The sequence below is a fragment of the Allobosea sp. P1_B10 genome, from assembly GCF_056406735.1.
The window spans coordinates 105138-124866 of the sequence record NZ_JBFTZP010000005.1 but is presented as its reverse complement, the minus strand read 5'-3'; the positions used below and the strand labels follow the sequence as shown (position 1 = coordinate 124866).

At 67.0% G+C, this 19729-nt stretch carries 19 protein-coding genes; 11 read left to right on the top strand and 8 right to left on the bottom strand.

The window, feature by feature from the left end; genetic code table 11:
* Window positions 1–60: 60 nt before the first annotated feature.
* Together AC1D2L_RS13500 and AC1D2L_RS13495 are read right to left on the bottom strand one after the other, a co-directional pair.
* Window positions 61–1173 (bottom strand): calcium:cation antiporter, encoded by a 1113-nt coding sequence (locus AC1D2L_RS13500; protein WP_476846582.1) that lies wholly within the window; start codon window positions 1171–1173, stop codon window positions 61–63.
* A gap of 111 nt (window positions 1174–1284) precedes the next feature.
* Complete coding sequence (locus tag AC1D2L_RS13495) at window positions 1285–3102, bottom strand: glucan ABC transporter ATP-binding protein/ permease (protein ID WP_476846384.1); 1818 nt, start codon at window positions 3100–3102, stop codon at window positions 1285–1287.
* A 136-nt stretch (window positions 3103–3238) separates the two neighbouring features.
* Between AC1D2L_RS13495 and AC1D2L_RS13490 the strand changes: the two genes are divergently transcribed.
* Together AC1D2L_RS13490 and AC1D2L_RS13485 are read left to right on the top strand one after the other, a co-directional pair.
* A complete protein-coding gene (locus tag AC1D2L_RS13490) occupies window positions 3239–4009 on the top strand; it encodes a motility protein A (RefSeq protein WP_476846383.1) in 771 nt (256 codons plus the stop codon).
* A 14-nt stretch (window positions 4010–4023) separates the two neighbouring features.
* Window positions 4024–4848, top strand: coding sequence for an OmpA/MotB family protein (locus AC1D2L_RS13485; RefSeq protein ID WP_476846382.1), 825 nt, complete (start codon window positions 4024–4026; stop codon window positions 4846–4848).
* 82 nt (window positions 4849–4930) lie between these two features.
* Here the strand turns inward: AC1D2L_RS13485 and AC1D2L_RS13480 are convergent, their stop codons facing one another.
* Entirely contained in the window at window positions 4931–5458 is a 528-nt protein-coding gene (locus AC1D2L_RS13480) for a CAP domain-containing protein (RefSeq protein ID WP_476846381.1), read from the bottom strand.
* A gap of 4 nt (window positions 5459–5462) precedes the next feature.
* Window positions 5463–8033 (bottom strand): DUF3772 domain-containing protein, encoded by a 2571-nt coding sequence (locus tag AC1D2L_RS13475; protein WP_476846380.1) that lies wholly within the window; start codon window positions 8031–8033, stop codon window positions 5463–5465.
* A gap of 498 nt (window positions 8034–8531) precedes the next feature.
* On the opposite strand from AC1D2L_RS13475, the gene AC1D2L_RS13470 reads away from it, so the two are divergent.
* From AC1D2L_RS13470 to soxA, 6 genes are all read left to right on the top strand, one after another.
* A complete protein-coding gene (locus AC1D2L_RS13470; protein WP_476846379.1) occupies window positions 8532–8999 on the top strand; it encodes a (2Fe-2S)-binding protein in 468 nt (155 codons plus the stop codon).
* Window positions 9000–9093: 94 nt separating this feature from the next.
* Window positions 9094–11298, top strand: a complete 2205-nt coding sequence (locus AC1D2L_RS13465; protein WP_476846378.1) for a xanthine dehydrogenase family protein molybdopterin-binding subunit — start codon at window positions 9094–9096, stop codon at window positions 11296–11298.
* 7 nt (window positions 11299–11305) lie between these two features.
* Window positions 11306–11761 (top strand): sulfur oxidation c-type cytochrome SoxX, encoded by a 456-nt coding sequence (gene soxX, locus AC1D2L_RS13460; RefSeq protein WP_476846377.1) that lies wholly within the window; start codon window positions 11306–11308, stop codon window positions 11759–11761.
* Window positions 11724–12212: a thiosulfate oxidation carrier protein SoxY gene (locus AC1D2L_RS13455; protein ID WP_476846376.1), complete on the top strand. Its 489-nt coding sequence runs from the start codon at window positions 11724–11726 to the stop codon at window positions 12210–12212. The genes soxX and AC1D2L_RS13455 overlap by 38 nt, the downstream gene beginning before the upstream one ends.
* 10 nt (window positions 12213–12222) lie before the next feature.
* Window positions 12223–12543 carry a thiosulfate oxidation carrier complex protein SoxZ gene (locus tag AC1D2L_RS13450; protein ID WP_476846375.1) on the top strand — a complete coding sequence of 107 codons (321 nt, stop codon included), beginning with the start codon at window positions 12223–12225 and terminating at the stop codon, window positions 12541–12543.
* A gap of 314 nt (window positions 12544–12857) precedes the next feature.
* Window positions 12858–13553: a sulfur oxidation c-type cytochrome SoxA gene (gene soxA, locus AC1D2L_RS13445; protein ID WP_476846374.1), complete on the top strand. Its 696-nt coding sequence runs from the start codon at window positions 12858–12860 to the stop codon at window positions 13551–13553.
* 18 nt (window positions 13554–13571) lie between these two features.
* On the opposite strand, the gene AC1D2L_RS13440 is transcribed toward soxA, so the two are convergent.
* Window positions 13572–14651: an ROK family protein gene (locus AC1D2L_RS13440; protein ID WP_476846373.1), complete on the bottom strand. Its 1080-nt coding sequence runs from the start codon at window positions 14649–14651 to the stop codon at window positions 13572–13574.
* A gap of 205 nt (window positions 14652–14856) precedes the next feature.
* On the opposite strand from AC1D2L_RS13440, the gene AC1D2L_RS13435 reads away from it, so the two are divergent.
* Window positions 14857–15336, top strand: a complete 480-nt coding sequence (locus tag AC1D2L_RS13435; RefSeq protein WP_476846372.1) for a DUF2938 domain-containing protein — start codon at window positions 14857–14859, stop codon at window positions 15334–15336.
* A 74-nt stretch (window positions 15337–15410) separates the two neighbouring features.
* Here AC1D2L_RS13435 and AC1D2L_RS13430 read toward each other — a convergent pair whose 3' ends face one another.
* Genes AC1D2L_RS13430 through gloB form a run of 3 tightly spaced genes read right to left on the bottom strand, consistent with a single transcriptional unit; the run spans window position 15411 to window position 17422 of the window.
* Entirely contained in the window at window positions 15411–16172 is a 762-nt protein-coding gene (locus AC1D2L_RS13430; RefSeq protein WP_476846371.1) for a GNAT family N-acetyltransferase, read from the bottom strand.
* Entirely contained in the window at window positions 16173–16613 is a 441-nt protein-coding gene (locus tag AC1D2L_RS13425; protein WP_476846581.1) for a cupin domain-containing protein, read from the bottom strand. It lies immediately after the preceding gene.
* Between the two features lie 44 nt (window positions 16614–16657).
* Entirely contained in the window at window positions 16658–17422 is a 765-nt protein-coding gene (gene gloB / locus AC1D2L_RS13420) for a hydroxyacylglutathione hydrolase (protein ID WP_476846370.1), read from the bottom strand.
* Window positions 17423–17726: 304 nt separating this feature from the next.
* Between gloB and AC1D2L_RS13415 the strand changes: the two genes are divergently transcribed.
* Both AC1D2L_RS13415 and AC1D2L_RS13410 read left to right on the top strand, forming a co-directional pair.
* A complete protein-coding gene (locus tag AC1D2L_RS13415; protein WP_476846369.1) occupies window positions 17727–18494 on the top strand; it encodes a class I SAM-dependent methyltransferase in 768 nt (255 codons plus the stop codon).
* Window positions 18495–18599: 105 nt separating this feature from the next.
* Window positions 18600–19553 carry an acetyl-CoA carboxylase carboxyltransferase subunit alpha gene (locus AC1D2L_RS13410; protein ID WP_476846580.1) on the top strand — a complete coding sequence of 318 codons (954 nt, stop codon included), beginning with the start codon at window positions 18600–18602 and terminating at the stop codon, window positions 19551–19553.
* Window positions 19554–19729 lie beyond the last annotated feature (176 nt).

Genomic DNA, 19729 nt, shown 5'->3' with positions numbered 1-19729 from the left:
GAAGATCATGGCGGGGCGCCCTCGCGCGGTCGATTACCTCGGCGGTAATCGCCTCCTCGCTCAGGGGCTGAACACCAGCACCAGGAACACGAAGAACACCGCCAGGTGCACGGCGCCCTCCAGCATCGTCGTGCGCGTGCCCGTGAAGGTCAGCGTGCTCAGCAGCAGTGTCATCGCCAGGATGACCATGTTGGTCGCCGACAGCCCAAGGATGACAGGCTGGCCTGTGATCACGCCGATGCAGAGCACGGCGGGCACGGTCAGCCCCAGCGTCGACGCAGCCGCGCCCAGGCACAGGTTGATCGCGCGCTGCAACTGGTTGGCGGTGATCGCGCGCAGGGCCGCGATGCATTCGGGCGTGAACACCACCATCGCGATCAGGATGCCGCCCAGCGCGGGCGGCGCGCCGAGCTTGCCGATGCCGAAGTCGAGCACCGTCGCCAGGCTCTTGGCCAGGATCACGATCGGCAGGATGTTTGCGAGCAGCAGCACGACATGGGACAGCGTCGAATTGGCCGAGGAGGTGTGGACCGCCGGCTTGGCGCCGCTGCCTTCAGGCGCGCCGGCAGCCGCCTTCTCGACCTCCGGCTCCTGGAAGAAGGCGCTGTGGCGGCCGGTCTGCAGGATCAGGAAGGCGCCATAGAGCGCGAGCGTGAAGAGCGAGAAGGCGATCGCCTGGCCCGTGGTGAGCGTGCCGTCGGCGGTCGAGGTCGTGAAATTCGGCAGGATCAGCGGAATGACGGTGAGCGGGATGATCACCGCCAGATAGGCCGTGGCGCCCTTGAGATTGTAGCGCTGCGAGAAATGACGCAGGCCGCCGATGAACAGCCCGATGCCGACGACGCCGTTGAGCACGATCATCAGCACTGCGAACATGGTGTCGCGCCCCAGCGTCGGTGAGCCTTTCGCCCCCAGCATCACTGCCCCGATCAGCGCCACCTCGATGATCACGATCGAGAGCGTCAGGATCAGCGTGCCATAGGGCTCGCCGAGGCGATGCGCGATCTCCTCCGCCTCATGCACCACGCCGAATGCCGACCAGATGATGATCCCCAGCAACCAGGCGAAGACGAGCGCGGCGGGAACCGGTGCTCCCAGTTGGCCGACGAGGCTGTCTCCGAACAACTGGAAGGCGATGACGCTGGCCCAGGCTCCAACAAGGCGGACGATCATGAGGGTCAAGGTTCAGGTCCTGTGAAATGATGCGGGGGCAAGGCGGGTTGGCACGCAGGCAGCCGTCCCTGCCTTAGCGCGGACAACCGCCGGTCACCCACTGAAATCGCATCACTCGACCGCAATTGTCCCCGCCAGCGGGCTTGCCGCCCCCTCGGGCAGGCTCGCGACCGGCTTGTCGGCCACGAGATACTGCGCCCGGGCCAGCGCCGCGAAACGCCCGCCCTTGCCGACCAGTTCCTCGAAGGAGCCCATCTCGATGACCTCGCCCTGCTCGAAGACCAGGATGCGGTCGGCATTGCGGATGGTGGCGAGCCGGTGCGCGATGACGAAGGTCGTGCGGCCCTTCATCACCTCTTCCAGAGCCTTCTGGAGCTTGACCTCCGTCGCGGCGTCGAGCGCCGAGGTCGCCTCGTCGAGGATCAGGATCGGCGGGTTCTTCAACAGTGCCCGGGCGATCGAGAGTCGCTGGCGCTCGCCGCCCGACAGGGTGCGGCCGCGTTCGCCGACGAGCGTGTCGAGCCCGTCGGGTTGGCGCGCCATCACCTCGGTCGCCTGCGCGCGGTCGAGCGCCTCGATCATCTCGGCATCGGTCGCATCGGGTTTTCCGACGGTCAGGTTCTCGCGGATCGAGCGCGCAAACAGCATCGGCTCCTGGAAGACCACGCCGATGTTCCGGCGCAGCGAGAGCAATGAGATCTCGCGGATGTCCATGCCGTCGACGGTGATCGCCCCCGATTGCGGATCGAAGGCGCGATGCAGCAGGCCGAGCGTCGTCGACTTGCCGGAGCCAGTCGAGCCGACGATGGCGATGGTCTCGCCCGGCTTCACCGCGAAGGAGACGTCGCGAACGGCGGTACGCTTGCCGTCATAGGAGAAGGAGACGTCCTCGAAGGCGACCGCGCCGGAGACCCGGCCGACATCCTTGGCGCTGGGCAGGTCGCGGACGGCGGGCAGCGTATCCAGCACCTCGAAGAACTCGCGCATCTTCGGAGCCTGCAGGAAGATGAAGTTGACGAAGGCGACGATCTGCTCGAGCCGCCCGACCAGCATGGTGGCGAAGCCCATGAAGGTGACGATCTCGCCGACCGTGGTCAGCCCCTGCATCAGGAGCCACGCACCCACCACGAAGATCGCGAGCACCGTCAGCGTGGCGGACGCACGCGTCGCCACGGCTGCGATCGCCCACCAGGACAGGACAGGCAACTGGGCTTCAAGGAGATTGGCGATGGTCGAGCGCAGCCCGCGCACCTCCGCCTCGATGCGTGTGAAGCTCTGGATCACCGGCACGTTGCCCAGCGCATCCGAGGCGCGCTCGGCGAGGCTCGAATGATACGCCTCGACATTGCTCTGCAGCTTGTCGGTCTTGCGCAGCACATAGGCTGTCAGCAGGCCAAACAGCACCACCAGCGACATCAGCAGCAGGCCGAGCTGCCAGTTCTTCCACAAGGTGAAGGGCAGGAGGATGAAGAGCGCGACGAAGCTGGCGCAATGCTCGCGGAAGAACGACAGCCACAGCGCCCACATGCCGCTCGTGCCGTCGAGCATGACCTTGAGCACGCGCCCGGAATGGGTCTGCGTGTGGTAGGCCAGCGGCAATGTCAGCGCGTGCTCGAAATAATCGGCCATCACGGCGAGGCGGCGCCGGTGCGCCAGCCTGTCGGCATGCAGCGAGACGAAGACGCTGGCGCCGATGGTGAAGAGGCCGAAGCCGACCCAGGCCAGGATCAGCACATTGAGATCGCCCCAGCCGAGGCGCTGGCCAGCGCCCTGAACGGTCGACAGCTTGTCGATCAGCGCGCCGAACAGCATCGGCTCCGCGAAAGCCGCGGCCGCCAGCAGGACGTTGGCGAGGGCCAGGATGATGCCGAGGCGCTTCTCCGAGCCGAGTTCGCCGAGCACGCGGGTGTAGATCGCAAACAATGACATGCAGTGACCTTTAGCGAACGCTGCGACGTGAACAAGCCCTCAACCTTAACGCTTCGTTCAATCCACGCATCCTATGGTTTCTGGATTGCGAATAGCCGGCCGAAAGCCTCGGCAGAGCGGCATCAGGGTGCTTTTCATGGATCTCGCAACCGGCGCAGGGATTATCGGGGGCATCGCCACGATCGTTGCGCTGATCATGATCGATGGCGGCAACTTCGCCGCCTATTGGGACAAGCACGCGGCCATCATCATCTTCGGCGGCGCCTCGGCGGCGACCATGCTGCGCTTTCCGTTTTCCGTGATCGCCCATGGCCTGCCAATGGGCATCCGCTTCGCCTTCACCATGCGCTCGATCCATCCGCGCGAACTGATCGACGAGATCACCCGCGTCGCCGAGGTCGCCCGCAAGAGCGGCCCCGTCGCGCTCGAAAGCGTCGAGGTCTCGGATCCGTTTCTTGCCCAGGGCCTGCGCTACATCGCAGACGGCTACGACAAGGAATTCATCCGCGACACGATGGAACGTGACCGCGACAACTTCCTGCAGCGGCTCGACGAAGGCTCCAAGGTCTATCGCGCCATCGGCGACTGCGCGCCCGCCTGGGGCATGATTGGGACGATTCTGGGCATGGTGACGATGTTCGCCAACATGTCCGACCCCTCCAAGCTCGGCCCTGCCATGGCGACCGCGCTGCTGGCGACGCTCTACGGCGCGATGGTCGCCAACATGTTCACCCTGCCGATCGCCGACAAGCTGCACATCAAGCTCGAGGAAGAGGAAATCTCGCGCACGCTGATCATCGACGGCGTGCTCCAGATGCGCGACGCCAAGAGCCCGACCCTCGTGCGCGAAATGCTGCTGGCCTATCTGCCCGATCATCATCGCTCCGAGATGGCGGAAGCGACCTGAACGGGAGCTGAGCCATGGCAAAGAAAAAGCGCGGGGCGCATGGCGGCCACGGCTGGTTCGTCACCTTTGCCGACCTGATGGCTTTGCTGATGGCGTTCTTCGTCATGGTCGCGGCCTATTCGAGCCAGGACAAGCAGAAGCTCCAGATCGTCGCCGGCTCGATGCGCGAGGCCTTCGGCACCCAGACGGACGTGCGCCTTGCAGGGATCATCGAGCAGGACGGCCATCCCGGCAAAACCCACGTCAAGAACGCGCGCATCATCCGGCTCGACGACGCCACCGACACGCCCGGCCCCACCCAGAACACGCCCAATGAAAACGGGCTGCAGACCACCACCCAGGATCGCGGCTTCGCATTGGCCGCCGCCTCGCTGCGGCAGGCCCTGCGCGAAATGCCGGAGATCGCCGAGCTCTCGCGCAACATACTGGTCGAGATCTCGGAGACCGGCATCGACATCCAGCTCGTCGACCAGGACGGGCTCGCCATGTTCGCGGAGGGCTCGAGCCAGCCCAATGCGCGCATGCGCAAGGTGCTGGCGGCAGTGGCGCCATCGCTGCGCCGGCTGCCCAACAGGATCACGCTTACCGGCCACACCGCGACGCCGCGCCCGGGCCAGGCGCCCGAAGGCGACCCCTGGACGCTGTCGGTGGGCCGGGCCTCGGCGGTCCGCGAGATCCTCGCCAATGCCGGCGTGCCCAATGAGCGCTTCGCCTCGGTCAGCGGCAAGGGCGATACCGAGCCGCTGATCCGGGACAACCCCTATCTGCCCTATAATCGCCGCGTCGGCATCGTGCTCAAGGCCGACGCACCGCCGTTGCCCCTGGGCGCCGGGCCGTAGCCGGCGGCCGTCACAGCAGGGCGGCCGGTTTCGGCGCGAGGATCATGGGCCAGAATCATGGGCCAGAATCACGGCGCCAGGATCACGGGGCCAGTATCAGCGCCCAGTAGACCTGGTACTTCGAGCCCGGCGCATAGGCCGTGCCGATGCCCATCCGGGTCGCGCCAGAAGCCTTCATCACCCGGTCGTGCTGCGGCGAATCGCGCCAGCCCGAAAACGCCTCGGCGAGGCGGCGGTACCCGGCCGAGAGATTGACCTCGCTGCCCCCCTGCCCTTCGCGGGTCAGCCGCGCCTTGACCGCGTCGGCCGAGCCCGGCTTGTCGGCGGCGGCCATGGCGGCGGCCTCCCTTTCGGCAGCTTGCATCAGCGCGGGATCGAGCCGCAGCACGGCCAGCCCATGGTTCAGCCGGTAGGCCGAGATGGTGGCGCGCGCGGCCTCCGCGTCGACGCGGGACGAGGCCGAGCCGAGCTCGCGATAGAAGGCGGGCTGGCTCGTGCGCACGGGCTCGGTGCAGCCGGCCAGGTTGAAGGCGGCGAGCGCCCCGGCGATCACGGCAGGGCAGGTCATGGCGCGGGCTTTCGCCGCACCGCGCCGCAGGGTCTCGGGCATCGCGTCATTCCTTGCTGTCGTCCTTGAGAAGATCTTCGGCGGATTTGGGCTCGGGCGCAGGCTTGGCAGCCTCCTCACGGTCCGCCTCCGGCTCGGCGTCGGGCACCGCTGTGCGGCTGACCGAGATCTTCGACTTCGCCGGGCGCTTCATCGCCTGCATCTCGCGGCTGACCGCGCGCGCGATGCTGCCGAGCGAGTGCTCGATGCCCTCCAGCCCCTTGACGGTCATCTCCGCGCCCTCGGCCGCCGGCTCCATCTCGGTCAGCCGCTTGTGGATGACGAAGTTGAGATCGCTGGTCACGCGGCCGACGATGGAGATGTCGCCGACGACGCAGACCAGGTCGAAATCCATCGTCGTGGTGCCGAGTTTCTTGAACTGCACGCTGGGCGGCGGCTGCTTCATCACGTCGCCATGGGCCTCGGCGGCGTCGTTGAGCATGCTGCGGATGGCGCTGGGGTCGAGCGTGCGGGGAACCGTGATCGAGATCAGCACGCGCCCCGTGCGGTCGGTGCGGACGCGGTTCCTGACCACGCCCGAGACCAGATTGGAGTTCGGCACGATCACCGAGGACCGATCGAAGGTCTCGATCTCGGTCGAGCGCACATTGATCTTCTTCACGATGCCCTCGGCATCGCCGACGACGACCTGGTCGCCGACGCGGATCGGCCGTTCCCAGAGCAGGATCAACCCCGAGACGAAGTTCGAGACCACGGACTGGAGGCCGAAACCGATACCGACGGAGAGCGCGCTGGCGACCAGCGTCAGCCTCTCGAGGCTCCAGCCCAGCGCCGAAATCGCGATCGCCACCGCCGCTGCGTAGCCGAGATAGCCGGCCGCCGTGGTGATGGAGTTGCGCAGGCCCCGGTCGAGCTGGGTCGTCGGCAGAAACTTGTCATCCAGCCAGGCCTGGAAATAGCGCGTCGCCGTGAGCCCGAGGGCAAACAACAGGCCCGCGACGATCAGCGACGAGAGCGAGACGGTGACGCCGCCGACCTGGAAGCCGAAGAAGGCAGCGCGCAGCGACGACGAGAAGTCGACGGATTCGAGCCCCCAGGGCGCCAGTGCAAGCAGCAGCGCGATGACGATGATCACCAGCTTGAGCAGGCCGGTGCTCACAACGGCGATCTTCTGAAGCGTGCCCGTGCGGATGCCGATGCCCGCCTTCAGGGTCAGCGCGATGCGCCCCTTGCCGGTCAACAGGCTCATGATGCCGAGATCGACGAGCTGGTAGGCCAGCACGAACAGGCAGGCGAGGATGCCGATCCAGAGCACCTGCTCTGTCAGGAACGTCGCGAAGACGACATAGCCGCTGAGGGCCGCCAGCACGATGGCGACGCCCACGATCCAGCCCAGGATGCGCAGCGGCCCGAGGCTGGCCCCGTCCACCGGCACATATGGCCCCAGGCAGGCCTCCTGCTCGACATCCTCGTCGTCGCGAAGCTGGTAGAGCCCGGCGATCAGCGTCACCGCGAAAATGATAGCCAGGATGCCGCGCGCCAGGATCGACACGGCCAGTCCGGCCCCGATCGCCTGCAGCCAGGCCTCGACGACCTTGCCGACCGACATCACCAGAGCCAGAGAACTCGCGATCCAGACGACGATGCGCGCCGTTGTATCGAGCACGCTGACGAGCCGGCGCTGCGGATTGCCCGGTGCGAACAGCGCATCCGCCAGCGCCTGGATGAAGGCGAAGAGCGCGAGCCCGATGACGGCCGCCCAGATTACCGGCTGGATTCGTGGCGGCAGCAGGCCCGCCGTGTTCAGGGCAGAATAGATCAGCCAGCTCGCCAAAGCCGGCGGCGCGGCGCCGGCGACGAGATGGGCGAGCGCGACATAGAGGCAGCGCAGGCCGCCGGCGCCCTCGGTCCCGCCCATCCGCGCCTTGAAGCGCGGCATGTAGCGGAAGCGGGCGACATAGAGCAGGACGGCGCCAACGAAGCCGAGCGCAACCAGCACGCCACGCGCCCCGACAAAGGCCTCTCCGACGACCGAGAGCCAGCCTCCGAAGATGTAGCCGGAGGCGCGCAGATCCTCGGGAAAGCCCGCCAGCGCGCTGGCCCAGAGTTCCGGGCTGAGGATGGTGGGCCCGGAGGTGAACAGCGTTTTCGAGAAGATCTCGCGGCGCTTGTCGCCGATCGACGTCTGGAGCTGCTCGGCCTGGAGCAGCGCCGCACGCGCGATCTTGATGGTTTCGTCGGCATCCGAGAATGCCTTGGTGCGGGTCTCGCGCTCGCGGGCGACCTCTCCGCTCTCGGGCGGCGCGTTCGCCTCGGGCTTAGCGCCGAGTTGCTCGAGCCGGAGCCGGGCCTGTTCGACCTTCGGAACCTGCTCGTCGACGAGCGCGCGCAACTGGTCGAGGACGGGCTGCAGGCGGGAGCGCTGGCGCTGGAGTTCGGTATCCGTGACGGCGGGCTCCGCCAGCACGGTCTCGACATGCGTGAGTTCGGTGCGCAGGCCGTCGAGACGTCCGCGGGCCGGGCCGGGTTCGGCGGCCTGGGCGAAAGCCTGCATGCCCGACAATGCAAGGCCCAGCAGCATGGCGCATGCGAGCAGCGCGCTTCCGAGGGCGGACATTGAGCCGGCACGACGCCTCGCCCCTGTCGGGAGCCGCATATCAATCCCTCTCGCGCTGTGATTCGGTTCGCGCCCGACCCTCGCCCCTGAGTGCTTCCCAGCGCAAGGAGAGACGGGAAATAGCGTCATGAGCGGCAAGAGCAGGAACCTCGTGCAGATGGGAGAGGTGTAACCAAGGGGAAGCTTCACATTGCCGTGAGGCTCGGGCGAGGCGATTACACGCGTTCACGGCGTCATCGACGAGAAACGGGACATGATCATGGCGGTGAGGCGGCGAAAGCGTCACCATCGCGCCGAACCGGACACGTCGGGCCAGGGATCGCCCGCATTCCCGGTCGCGATTCCGTGCCCGTCCCCAGGCTGGCGGCCGGCGCGGTTCTGAGTTTCACTCTTGTCCAATCACAAACTGGCGCCGTCTGCACGACAGGCGCCGGGATTTTCGGCGAGGCGCGCCCGCACTCTCGCCGTCCTTCTCTAAGCTGAACCGGGAGGTTTGCAGTGGCGAAGCTGAATGTGAACGGCAAGATCATCGACATCGAAGTCGCGGACGACACGCCCCTGCTCTGGGCGATCCGCGAGCAGATCGGCCTGACCGGAACGAAATATGGCTGCGGCGTCGCCCAGTGCGGCGCCTGCACAGTCCATGTCGACGGGGTCGCGACGCGCAGCTGCGTGTTGCCGGTGAGTGCCGTAACGCCCGAGCAGAAGATCGTCACCATCGAGGGCCTCTCGCCCGACGGCAATCATCCGGTCCAGCAGGCCTGGATCAAGCACGATGTGCCGCAATGCGGCTTCTGCCAGAGCGGCATGATCATGGCCACCGCCGCATTGCTGCAGGCCAATCCGAAGGCGACAGAGGCCGATTTCGCCAGCGAGATCACGAATATCTGTCGCTGCGGGACCTATGCCCGCGTCAAGACCGCGATCCTGGACGTGGTCGCCGGCGGCACGCTGGGCCGCGGCTGAGGCCGATGGTCCTGCATCCCTTGCGCGAGGTCGAGCGCGGCCGGTCGATTGACCGCCGCATCCCTCGCGTTCCCATCGATATCCGGAGGACGACATGACATCCGCCTCGACCGTGATCGCCGACAAGACCCGCCTCTCCCGCCGCAGCCTGCTCGCCGGCTCCGCCGCCGCTGCCGGCGCCTTCAGCTTCGGCTTCAGCATCCCCTTTGCGGGCGAGGCCAACGCCCAGGCCACGACAAGCGTGCCCGAGATCAATGCCTGGGTGGTGGTCCACCCCGACGACAAGGTCGTGATCCGCATCGCCCGCTCCGAGATGGGCCAGGGCACCTTGACCGGCCTCGCCCAGCTCGTCGCCGAGGAGCTGAACTGCGACTGGGCCAAGGTCACCACCGAATATCCCACGCCCGGCCAGAGCGTGGCGCGCAACCGGGTCTGGGGCAATTTCTCCACCGGCGGCAGCCGCGGCATCCGCGAATCCAACGAATACGTGCGCAAGGGCGGTGCCGCTGCGCGCATGATGCTGATCCAGGCCGCAGCCGACCAGTGGAAGGTGCCGGCGGCCGAATGCAGCGCGCAGAGCAGCGTCATCACGCACAAGGCCTCGGGCCGTTCGCTCCGCTATGGCGAGGTCGCCGCCGCCGCAGCCAGGCTCGAGGCCCCCAAGGATGTGACGCTGAAGGATCCGAAGGACTGGATCATCGCCGGCAAGCCGATGCCCCGCCTCGACACCGCCGACAAGACCAACGGCAAGAAGATCTACGGCATGGACCTGACCATGCCCGGCATGCTCAACGCCGCGATCAAGGACTGCCCGGTCTTCGGAGGCAAGGTGAAGAGCTTTGACGCCACCGCGATCAAGGCCATGCCCGGCGTCAAGCACGTCCTGCCCGTCGGTGACAGCGCGGTTGCCGTCGTGGCGCAGAGCTGGTGGCAGGCCAAGAGCGCGCTCGACGCCTTGCCGATCGTCTGGGACGAGGGCGAGCACGCGAAAGTCTCGAGCGAAAGCATTGCGGCCTGGCTCAAGGAAGGTCTCGACGCACCCAATGCCGTGGTCGGAAACCAGAATGGCGACGTGAAGGCGGCGATCGCCAACGCCGCGCGCACCGTCGAGGCGGTCTACTCCTATCCTTACCAGAACCATGCCTGCATGGAGACGATGAACGCCACGGCGGTCTGGACTCCCGAGAAATGCGAGGTCTGGACCCCGACGCAGAACGGCGAGGCAGCGCTCGCTGCGACTTCGGAGGCGGCAGGCCTGCCGCTGGCCAAATGCGAGGCCTACAAGATCGATCTCGGCGGCGGCTTTGGCCGACGCGGCGCCTCGCAGGACTGGATCCGGCAGGTCGTCGCCATCGCCAAGCAGATCCCGGGCACCCCGATCAAGCTGATCTGGTCGCGCGAGGAGGACATGATGCATGGCCGCTATCATCCGGTCACGCAGTGCAAGATGGTCGGCGCGCTCGACAAGGACGGCAATCTGACCGGCCTGCACATGCGCATCTCCGGCCAGTCGATCGTCGCCGGGCTGTTCCCGCAGACCATCCAGAACGGCCGCGACCCCGCGGTCTTCCAGGGCCTCAACGCCCCGGGGCCGGAAGCCTCGATCGGCTACGGCATTCCCAACCTGCTGATCGACCACGCCATGCGCAACCCGCATGTGCCGCCGGGCTTCTGGCGCGGCGTCAACCTGAACCAGAATACGATCTACCTGGAATCCTTCATGGACGAGTTGGCGCATGCGGCGGGCAAGGACCCGCTCGAATTCCGCCGCGCACTGATGAAGAGCCACCCCAAGCATCTCGCCGTGCTGAACGCCGTCGCCGAGAAGGCCGGCTGGGGCAAGCCGCTGCCCGAAGGCGTCTATCGCGGCATCTGCCAGACCATGGGCTTTGGCTCCTATGTCGCGGCGGTGGCCGAGGTCTCGGTCAGCGCGGACGGGCGTCTCAAGATTCACCGCATCGTCGCCGCCACCGACCCCGGCCATGCCGTGAACCCCGCGCAGATCGAGCGTCAGGTCGAGGGCTCCTTCGTCTACGGGCTGTCGGCTGCGCTCTACGGCGAGATCACCATCAAGGACGGGCGCGTCGAGCAGGAGAATTTCGACAGCTACGAGGTGATGAAGCTCGAAGCCATGCCGGCGGTCGAGACGGTGATCGTGCCCTCGGGCGGCTTCTGGGGCGGCGTCGGCGAACCCACCATCGCGGTTGCGGCGCCCGCCGTTCTGAACGCGATCTTCGCTGCGACCGGCAAGCGCATCCGGGCCCTGCCGCTGAAGAATGCCGATCTCAAGAAGGCCTGAGGCCAGTATGGCGCGAACGAGGGCAATGCTGGCCCTCGTCGGCCTGCTGGCAATCTGGGGCAACACCGGCAAAGTCTTCGCGCTCGAAGCCTATCGGGTCGTCAGGGACGCCATCCCGCTTCCGCTCGGCGGGTTCTCCGGGGATCGCCTGCGCGGAGCGGAGCTGGTGCGCGACCGGGAGCGCGGAAATTGCCTGATCTGCCACAGGGGCGCCGACGATGCGGAACCCTTCCAGGGCACGATCGGGCCGCCGCTGAGGGGCATCGGCGCGCGCCTCGATGCCTGCCAGATCCGCCTGCGGCTGGTCGACGCCTCGCAGCTCAACCCCGATACGGTGATGCCGCCCTATTTCCGCACGGAAAACCTGCAAGATGTCGCCGCGCAATACCGGGGCAAACCAGCTCTGTCGGCACAGGAGATCGAGGATGTCGTCAGTTATCTCGCCTCCCTCAAGAGCTTTTGAACCCAGCCGCCGCGAGCTCGTTGCCGGGGCCGGCGCGGGCCTGGCTTTGCTGGCGCTGCCACAAGACGTGCTCGCCGCCGCGCCGCCTGCCTTGCCGGAATTCGTCGCGCGCATCACCCAGGGCGCAGTTCCCGAGCGCAGCCGGATCACGCTCGACATTCCCGCGCTGGTCGAGAACGGCAACTCCGTCGACACCCGCATCTTCGTCGAGAGCCCGATGACGGAGACCGACCATGTCCGCTGGATTCACCTGATCGCCGAAAAGAACCCGTTTCCCGACATGGCCCGCTTCCATCTCGGCCCCCGCTCAGGCCGCGCCGAGGTCGCCACCACCTTGCGTTTTGCGGCGTCGCAGACCGTCACGGCCGTCGCCGCGCTCAGCGATGGCAGCTTCGTCATGGCCGATGCGGATATCGTGGTGACGCTGAGCGCCTGCATCGACGGCGGCTGAGGAGTTTTTCATGTTCAACGCCCGCATCACCGTGCCGGCGCAGGCCCGCGCCGGCGAGATCATCGAAATCCGCGTGCTGACCCGCCATCCGATGGACCGCGGCGGCCAGTCCGACGGAAAGGGCGGCACCGTCCCGCGAAAGATCCTGAACCGACTGACTGCGACCTATGCCGGCGATGAGATCTTCCGCGTCGACATGTACACCGGCGTGGCGTCCAATCCATTCGTGTCCTTTACCACGCGCGCCGTGGCGACGGGCGACATCGTCTTCGAATGGCGCGAGGACGGCGGCGCGGTTTTTACCCGCACGGCCAGGCTGACGGTGACGTGAAGCTTGTCTGGCGCGATCTACGTTCGCTTGCGGCCCTCATCCCGAGGCGCTGGTACACGAGTTGGCACGCTGTGTTGGGGTGGACTTTCGAACCGGAACGCGCCGTCGTCCCGGGCGACCATAGGGAGACCCGAGACCCATTCCAGAACCTGCCCCAGAGACGCTCCGGAATGGATCCCGGGTCTCCGCTTCGCTGCGCCCGGGATGACGGCGCAGAGATTGTAGAAGGTCAGGTTCCCTCGTGCTGGCGCAGGATCGGGGCAGTCATTGTCTTTCTCCTCGCCACACTGGCACCCGCCCCCGCCACCGCGCAGGTGCGCTCCACCACGGAATTCCTGTCGCCCGATATGCGCCGGCAGCAGGCCGACGAGACACGCAACCCCGCCTATTTCTGGGTCGAGCAGGGCCAGGATCTGTTTTCCGCCAAACCCGATGGCGTCGGCCAGGCCTGCATCTCCTGCCATGCGGAGCCAAAGCAGAGCCTGCGCGGCGCGGCGACGCATTATCCGCAGGTCGACGCGTCCAGCGGAAAGCTGCTCAACCTCGAGGGCCGCATCGAGCAATGCCGCGTCGAGCGGCAGAAGCAGCCCGCCTTCGGCTATGAGAGCACGGAGCTTCTCGCGATGACCGCCTATATCGGCTCGCTGTCACGCGGCATGCCGCTGGATGTGGCGACGGACGGCCCGGCAAAACCGTTCTACGAAGCCGGAAAGGCCTTCTTCGAGCGCCGGCAGGGCCAACTCAACCTCTCCTGCAAGCAATGCCATGACGGGCTTGTCGGCCAGCATCTGCGCGGCGACGTCGTGAGCCATGGCGCGGGCACCGGCTACCCCGCCTATCGCCTGGAATGGAACAGCGTCGGCTCGCTGCACCGGCGCCTGCGCGCCTGTTCGCTGGGCGTGCGGGCGACCCAGTTCGACTACGGCGCGCCCGAATATCTCGCGCTGGAGCTCTATCTTGCCGGGCGGGCCAAGGGCCTGCCGGGCGAGACGCCGGGGATCAGGCGCTAGGACCGAGGTGGCCCCCCGTCAGCCCTTCGCCTTTTTCTTCGGCTTTGCGTTATTCTCATAACTCGCATTACCCAGCCCGGTGCCGATCGTCAGCACCGCCCAATGCGCGACATCCTGCATGAACGGCATCTCGCTCAGGCCCTGGATCACGGCATCGTTGTGCATCACGATCTGGGTCTCGTGCTTCCCGATCTCGGGAACGAACTCGCGAATGCTCTCGACGAGGTTGAAGCGGCTGCTTTCCCAGTTTCCGGGCAGGTTCTGCGCGCCGCGATCGATCGAGCCGTCGGGCTGGATCAGGCCGGGGCAGCCGACACCGATGAAGGGCGCGACCTTCAAGCCGGCCTTCTCGGCCTTGGCGATCTGGTCCTTCAGCATCTTTCCAAGCCGCTTGATCGCGACGTCGCGGCTGGGCTCGTCATCGGCATGGCGCCAGAGTTCGCTCTCCCAGACGCGCGCCCTGCTCAGGTCTGCGGCCTTGTCCTGACGCAGTTCGACGATCCCCGCTCGGATGTTGGAGCCACCGATATCGACCGCGACCAGGCTGTCATAGGCCTCAAAAATCCATTTCGGCGCGAGATGCGCGCTGCCCACCAGCCCCGCCTCGTCGGGATGATGCCGTACCGGCCGCAATTGCACCGCGTGCCCGTCCGTCTGCAGGATGATGCCCGCGCGGCCGATCGCGAGTTCGCCGATGCGGCTGTCGCGAAAGCCGCCGCCGACGACGATGCGCTCGACCTGGGCCCAGGTCTTCTGTCGCGCAAAACGCCGGATCACGAAGGCAAGCGATTGCGCAAAACCCTCGATGGCGCTCAAGACGAGGGCCGCCTCATGGGGCTCCCCATCGCGCAGCAGCGCGTCGAGCGTCTTCTTGCTGATGGCGGTCGTCTCGCCGTCGATCGGGTCGTCGCCGGTCTTGTCGAGATGGCGGCGCAGTGAATCGAGATGTTCGACGAACGCACCGCGGCTGGCCTTGTCGCCGACGAACCCGTCCTGATCCCGGATCTCGAGATTGTAGCTGGTGACCTTGACTGACGGCAGCTCCGCCGATCCATGCGCACCGTGGCTGTGAAGAACCTCTGCCGCAGCAGTGCCCATGTCGATCTCCCCCTGTCTCGCGATAACTCAGAGGGGGAACGGGCGACCGCTGCCACGGTTCCCGCATCGCGCCGCGACGCATGTCCCGCATGAGCGCAGCACGCTTGACCAATAGCCGCCAGCACCGCTTCCATGGCGGCAGGGTGGTTGACGGCGCTGGCAAACGACTGCCGCATCATGCCCGCTTGGCCTGAGGGGGCGCGCAATGCTGGAATTCCTGACCCGAGCCGTGGTGATCGGCATCGGCGCGACCGCCCTGCTCGACATCTGGGCGCAGATTTTGAAGCGCGTCGCCGGCTTCCCCGCGCCGAACTGGGCGATGCCAGGCCGCTGGGTCTCGCATCTGCCTCGCGGAACATTCGTCCATGAGGACATCGCGAAGGCACAACCCGTGCCCAACGAACTCGCGATCGGCTGGGTCTTCCACTACGCCGTCGGCATCCTCTTCGCCGCGGCGCTGCTGCTGATCTGGGGCGTAGACTGGGCCCGCAACCCGACCTTCATGCCGGCGCTGATCGTCGGGCTCGTCACCGTGGGTTGCGGCTGGTTCATCCTCCAGCCCGGCATGGGCGCCGGCATCGCCGCCTCGAAGAAGCCCAATGCCTGGACGCTGCGCGCGCTCAACATCGTGGGCCACATCGTCTTCGCGATCGGCCTCTACGGCACGGCGCTGCTGACGCGCTGAACCACATTCGAGCCCTCATCCTTAGCGCCGCTTCGCGGCTCCTCAGGATGAGGGCTGGTGCTGGCTCAACGTCCTCAGTCCAGAATCCTCGTCTCGTAGCGATAGAGCTTGCGGAAGCCGAGCCGGTCGTAGAGCCGCATCGCCACCGCATTGTTCTCTTCGACCTGAAGATAGGCGCTGCTGCAGCCCTGCCCTGCCGCCCACGCCATCAGGCTGCCGACCAACCGCTGGCCAAGGCCCTGGCCGCGCTGGGCCGAATCCACCACGATCAGCCCGATCTCGGCCATGCCGCGCTCGGCCACGCCCATGCCATAGGCAACGGGCACACCCTCGATCACCACCGATGCAAAGGCGCCCGGCAGCCGTAGCTGCGCGAGAATGGCGGTGAGGTTGCCGACATGGGTCTTCGCGCCGGTCTGGCGGGCCGCGACCCCAGCGATCCACGCAGCGCTTGGCCTGCTCTCGATCGTCACCTGCGGATCGATGGCGAACGGTGCGCCCGAGACGTCGGAGATCATCCCGAAGGACGCGTCCTTGACCCGGTAGCCACGCGCCAGCGCCTTGTCGCGCGTCGCTGCGCCGACCAGCGGCGTCAGCCGGATGCAGGGCGGCAGGCCCTCCGCGCGATAGAGCCCCTCGATCAGCGCCAACGCCTCGTCGTCCAGTTCGGCACCCGGCATGATCGCCGAGGCCGAATTCGCCCGGCCGGAATAGCCATTGGCGAAGCGCACCGCATAGCTGCCGACGAGCAGGGTCGAGACCGCCGGCCAGGCATTGATGATGCGCTGCTCGCAGGCCAGGACCAGCGCGTTGTCGTCCGATTTATGCGCAGACATTCAGGACCCCTGGGGCGTGCGCGGCATCGGGCGCCAGCCCGGAGGCGCCATCTCGAAACCGGCGAAGTCGAAACCCGGTGCGACCGTGCAGCCGACCAGCGTCCAGGCGCCGAGCGAGGTGGCGCTCTGCCACCAGCCGGCGGGCACCACGATCTGCGGGAGCTGCCCGGTCGCCAGCTCGGTGCCCAGATGATGTGCCGAGGCGTCATGGCCGTTGGGCGAGAGCGTGATCACCAGCGGCGCGCCGGCATAATGGTGCCAGATCTCGGCGGCATCGACGCGATGCCATTCCGAGGTCTCGCCGGTGTCGAGCAGATAATAGATCGCGGTCGAGAAGCCGCGCCCCTCCGGCCCGGCGGGATCGCGAAAGGTCTCGCGATAGTGCCCGCCCTCGGGATGGGGCTTCAGATCGAGCAGCCGGATGACCTCGGCCGCGCTCATGCCGTTCAGCGATGGGCTCATGCTCAAATGCGCCTGTGCAGGCCTCAGAACTTGTTCTTGGCTTCGCGCAACGCTGCGAAAACCTCTCCGGCCGGCGCCCCGACAAGCCCGACGGCTGCAGCGAGCGCATTCTCACCCGCGCGGAAGAACGGATTGGTGGCGCGCTCCTCGCCGACCGTGGTCAGCGCCCAGAAGCGGCCCGCAGCCTTCGCGGCCTCGGCTTCCGCGACACGGGCCACCAGCTCAGGATTGGAGGGGTCCATCGCGATCGCGAACCGGGCGTTGGACAGCGTGTAGTCATGGCCGGTGACGAGGCGGACATCGTCGGCCAGCGCCATGACACGGCTGAGCGAGGTCCACATCGTTGCCATCTGGCCGGGCTGCACGCGCCCGCAGCCCATGACGAAGACGACATCGCCGACGAAGGCGAGCTTTGCGCCGGTGCTGGCATAGGTGAGGTGACCGTCCTGGTGTCCGGGCGTGAGCCAGACCTCGAAGACATTGGCACCGATCTCGACCTTGTCGCCGTCGTCAACGATCCGGTCCAGCGGCGCGACATCGGCGGCATTGGCAGGGCCGCAGACGAAAGCCCCGGTCGCCTGCTTCAGCTCCGCGACGCCCTGGGTGTGGTCGGCATGGGCATGGGTGACCAGGATGTCCGTGATCGACCAGCCCTTGGCCTGGGCGGCCGCGAGAACCTGCGCCGCGTCTGGCACATCCACGGCCACGCAGGCCTTGGAGGCGGGGTCGAAGATCAGCGCGCCGGCATTGTCGCTGAGCGTCTTGAAGACATGGACTTCGAGGGACATTGCGGGCTCCGGATCAAACTGAGTGACCCATGGCGAATACCCAATGAAACGCCTGAGCGCCAGCGCAGCATGTTGGCGGCACATTGCCCCGGCGAGAGACACCATCATCCTGGAGAAGCCTCGGAGCTCCGACATTCCTCGGAGTGTGCCTTGCTCCATGATGGATCCCGGTATCTCCGTTTCGCTCCGCCCCGGGATCAGGGCGTGTTTCCCTGCAGGTATCCGTCCGCCTTCGCGGTTCCATTGGTTCCGCCGGGCTCCAGCGTCTTGCGTCCGTCACCGGCGCACCACATCTTGCGCGCACATGCCTATCGATGTCGTTGACCTGCGCGCCTTCTATGCCAGCCCGCTCGGGCATGTCGCCCGACGCTTCATCGGGCGCGCGATGCTGCGCTTCTGGCCCGATTGCGCGCGCCAGCGTGTCCTCGGGCTCGGCTTCGCGACCCCTTATCTCTCGGTGCTCGGCGTCGGCGCGGAGCGCGTGATCGCCTTCATGCCGGCGGCCCAGGGTGTGGTGAACTGGCCTTCCGGTGGCCGCTCAGCCTCCGCGCTGGTCGAGCCGACGCTGCTGCCCCTGTCGACGGCGTCCGTCGACCGTGTCGTTCTCGTCCATGCGCTGGAGGATACCGAGAGCCCCGACGACCTGCTCGAAGAGGTTTCGCGCGTGCTCAGTCCCGGCGGCCGCATCCTCGTCGTGGCGCCCAACCGGCGTGGCCTGTGGGCCCGCATGGACGGCACGCCATTCGGCCATGGACGGCCCTTCAGCCGCTCGCAGCTGGAGGCGTTGATGCGCGGCGCCGAGTTCTCGCCCGAAAACTGGGCCGAGGCGCTCTTCGTCCCGCCGGTCAAGCGCCCCCTCATGATGCGGTCCGCGGGCGCCTGGGAGCACCTCGGTTCCGGGCTCTCCCTGCCGTTTTCGGGGGTGCATGTGATCGATGCCACCAAGCAGTTCCGCATGCGCGCGCCCCTTCGCGCCACCCGGCGCAGCTTCGCCTTCCGGCCGATCCTCCTGCCGCAGCCCAGACCCACGCCGCGGCTTCCCGACCCATCCCGGGACAGCGGATTGGGTTGACAATTTCGCCAACGCGCGGCCAAGGTCCGGCGCTTTTCGCGAGCCCGGTCCCTCCTGTCGCTTATGCGCGCGGGTCCGTAGGCGCGCCACCTGAACTGGATCATGATGCGAAGCTATCTGGATTTCGAGAAGCCGGTCGCCGAAATCGAGGCGAGGGCAGACGAGTTGCGCGCCCTCGAGGCGAAGGGCGAGGGCTATGCTCTCACCGAGGAAATCGACAAGCTCGACGCCAAGGCGACGCAGGCGCTCAAGGACGTCTACGCCGCGATGACGCCCTGGCATAAGACGCTGGTCGCGCGCCATCCGCAGCGTCCGCACTTCAAGGACTACTGCGCCGCGCTGATCACCGAGTTTACCCCGCTGGCCGGCGACCGGGCCTTCGGCGAGGACGAGGCGATCGTCGGCGGCTTCGGCCGTTTCCGTGGCGAGGCGGTCTGCGTCATCGGCCAGGAAAAGGGCAACAGCACCGAGACCCGCATCCGGCACAATTTCGGCATGCCCAAGCCCGAGGGCTATCGCAAGGCGATTCGCCTGACCGAGCTCGCCGGCCGCTATGGATTGCCGGTTCTGAGCTTCGTCGACACCGCCGGCGCCTATCCCGGCATCGAAGCCGAGGAACGCGGACAGGCTGAGGCGATCGCCCGGTCGACCGAAGCCTGGCTCGGCCTGCCGACGGCGAGTGTGGCCCTGGTCATCGGCGAGGGCGGCTCCGGCGGCGCCATCGCGATCGCGGCCGCAAGCCGCGTCATGATGATGGAGCACGCGATATATTCGGTGATCTCGCCGGAAGGCGCAGCCTCGATCCTCTGGCGCGACACCGCGCGCGCGCAGGATGCCGCGACCGGCATGAAGATTACGGCCCAGGATCTGCTCCGCTTCGGTGTCATCGACCGGATCGTCAACGAGCCGGTCGGCGGCGCCCATCGCGACCCGCAGGCCGCGATCGCGCGCGCCGGCGATGCGATCTTCGCCGCCCTGTCCGATTTCAACGGCCTCGGCTCCGAGGATATCCTGCGCAAGCGCTCTGAGAAATTCCTGGCGATCGGGCGCACCCTGTAGGAGCTGCCGTAGGGTCAGCGGTGCAGGGCGCCGTTAAGGCGCCATTCACCATATGGCCAAGCGGAAGCGGCCTATGGTAAGGAACCCTCAAGGCTAACGCTTCTACAACCATGCGAGCGGCATAATTCGGCCGTGTTGCACAGTCAGACGTCGCGCTTCGGCCGACCGATCGATGG

Bases quoted from the DNA above. Each gene is read 5' to 3' on its own strand.
- gloB (WP_476846370.1), bottom strand. From the start codon at position 17,422: ATGTCCCTCGAAGTCCATGTCTTCAAGACGCTCAGCGACAATGCCGGC.
- AC1D2L_RS13490 (WP_476846383.1), top strand. From the start codon at position 3,239: ATGGATCTCGCAACCGGCGCAGGGATTATCGGGGGCATCGCCACGATC.
- AC1D2L_RS13450 (WP_476846375.1), top strand. From the start codon at position 12,223: ATGTTCAACGCCCGCATCACCGTGCCGGCGCAGGCCCGCGCCGGCGAG.
- AC1D2L_RS13410 (WP_476846580.1), top strand. From the start codon at position 18,600: ATGCGAAGCTATCTGGATTTCGAGAAGCCGGTCGCCGAAATCGAGGCG.
- AC1D2L_RS13465 (WP_476846378.1), top strand. From the start codon at position 9,094: ATGACATCCGCCTCGACCGTGATCGCCGACAAGACCCGCCTCTCCCGC.
- AC1D2L_RS13440 (WP_476846373.1), bottom strand. From the start codon at position 14,651: ATGGGCACTGCTGCGGCAGAGGTTCTTCACAGCCACGGTGCGCATGGA.
- AC1D2L_RS13485 (WP_476846382.1), top strand. From the start codon at position 4,024: ATGGCAAAGAAAAAGCGCGGGGCGCATGGCGGCCACGGCTGGTTCGTC.
- AC1D2L_RS13495 (WP_476846384.1), bottom strand. From the start codon at position 3,102: ATGTCATTGTTTGCGATCTACACCCGCGTGCTCGGCGAACTCGGCTCG.
- AC1D2L_RS13500 (WP_476846582.1), bottom strand. From the start codon at position 1,173: ATGATCGTCCGCCTTGTTGGAGCCTGGGCCAGCGTCATCGCCTTCCAG.
- AC1D2L_RS13480 (WP_476846381.1), bottom strand. From the start codon at position 5,458: ATGCCCGAGACCCTGCGGCGCGGTGCGGCGAAAGCCCGCGCCATGACC.
- AC1D2L_RS13415 (WP_476846369.1), top strand. From the start codon at position 17,727: ATGCCTATCGATGTCGTTGACCTGCGCGCCTTCTATGCCAGCCCGCTC.
- AC1D2L_RS13435 (WP_476846372.1), top strand. From the start codon at position 14,857: ATGCTGGAATTCCTGACCCGAGCCGTGGTGATCGGCATCGGCGCGACC.
- soxX (WP_476846377.1), top strand. From the start codon at position 11,306: ATGGCGCGAACGAGGGCAATGCTGGCCCTCGTCGGCCTGCTGGCAATC.
- AC1D2L_RS13425 (WP_476846581.1), bottom strand. From the start codon at position 16,613: ATGAGCGCGGCCGAGGTCATCCGGCTGCTCGATCTGAAGCCCCATCCC.
- AC1D2L_RS13455 (WP_476846376.1), top strand. From the start codon at position 11,724: ATGTCGTCAGTTATCTCGCCTCCCTCAAGAGCTTTTGAACCCAGCCGC.
- AC1D2L_RS13475 (WP_476846380.1), bottom strand. From the start codon at position 8,033: ATGTCCGCCCTCGGAAGCGCGCTGCTCGCATGCGCCATGCTGCTGGGC.
- AC1D2L_RS13430 (WP_476846371.1), bottom strand. From the start codon at position 16,172: ATGTCTGCGCATAAATCGGACGACAACGCGCTGGTCCTGGCCTGCGAG.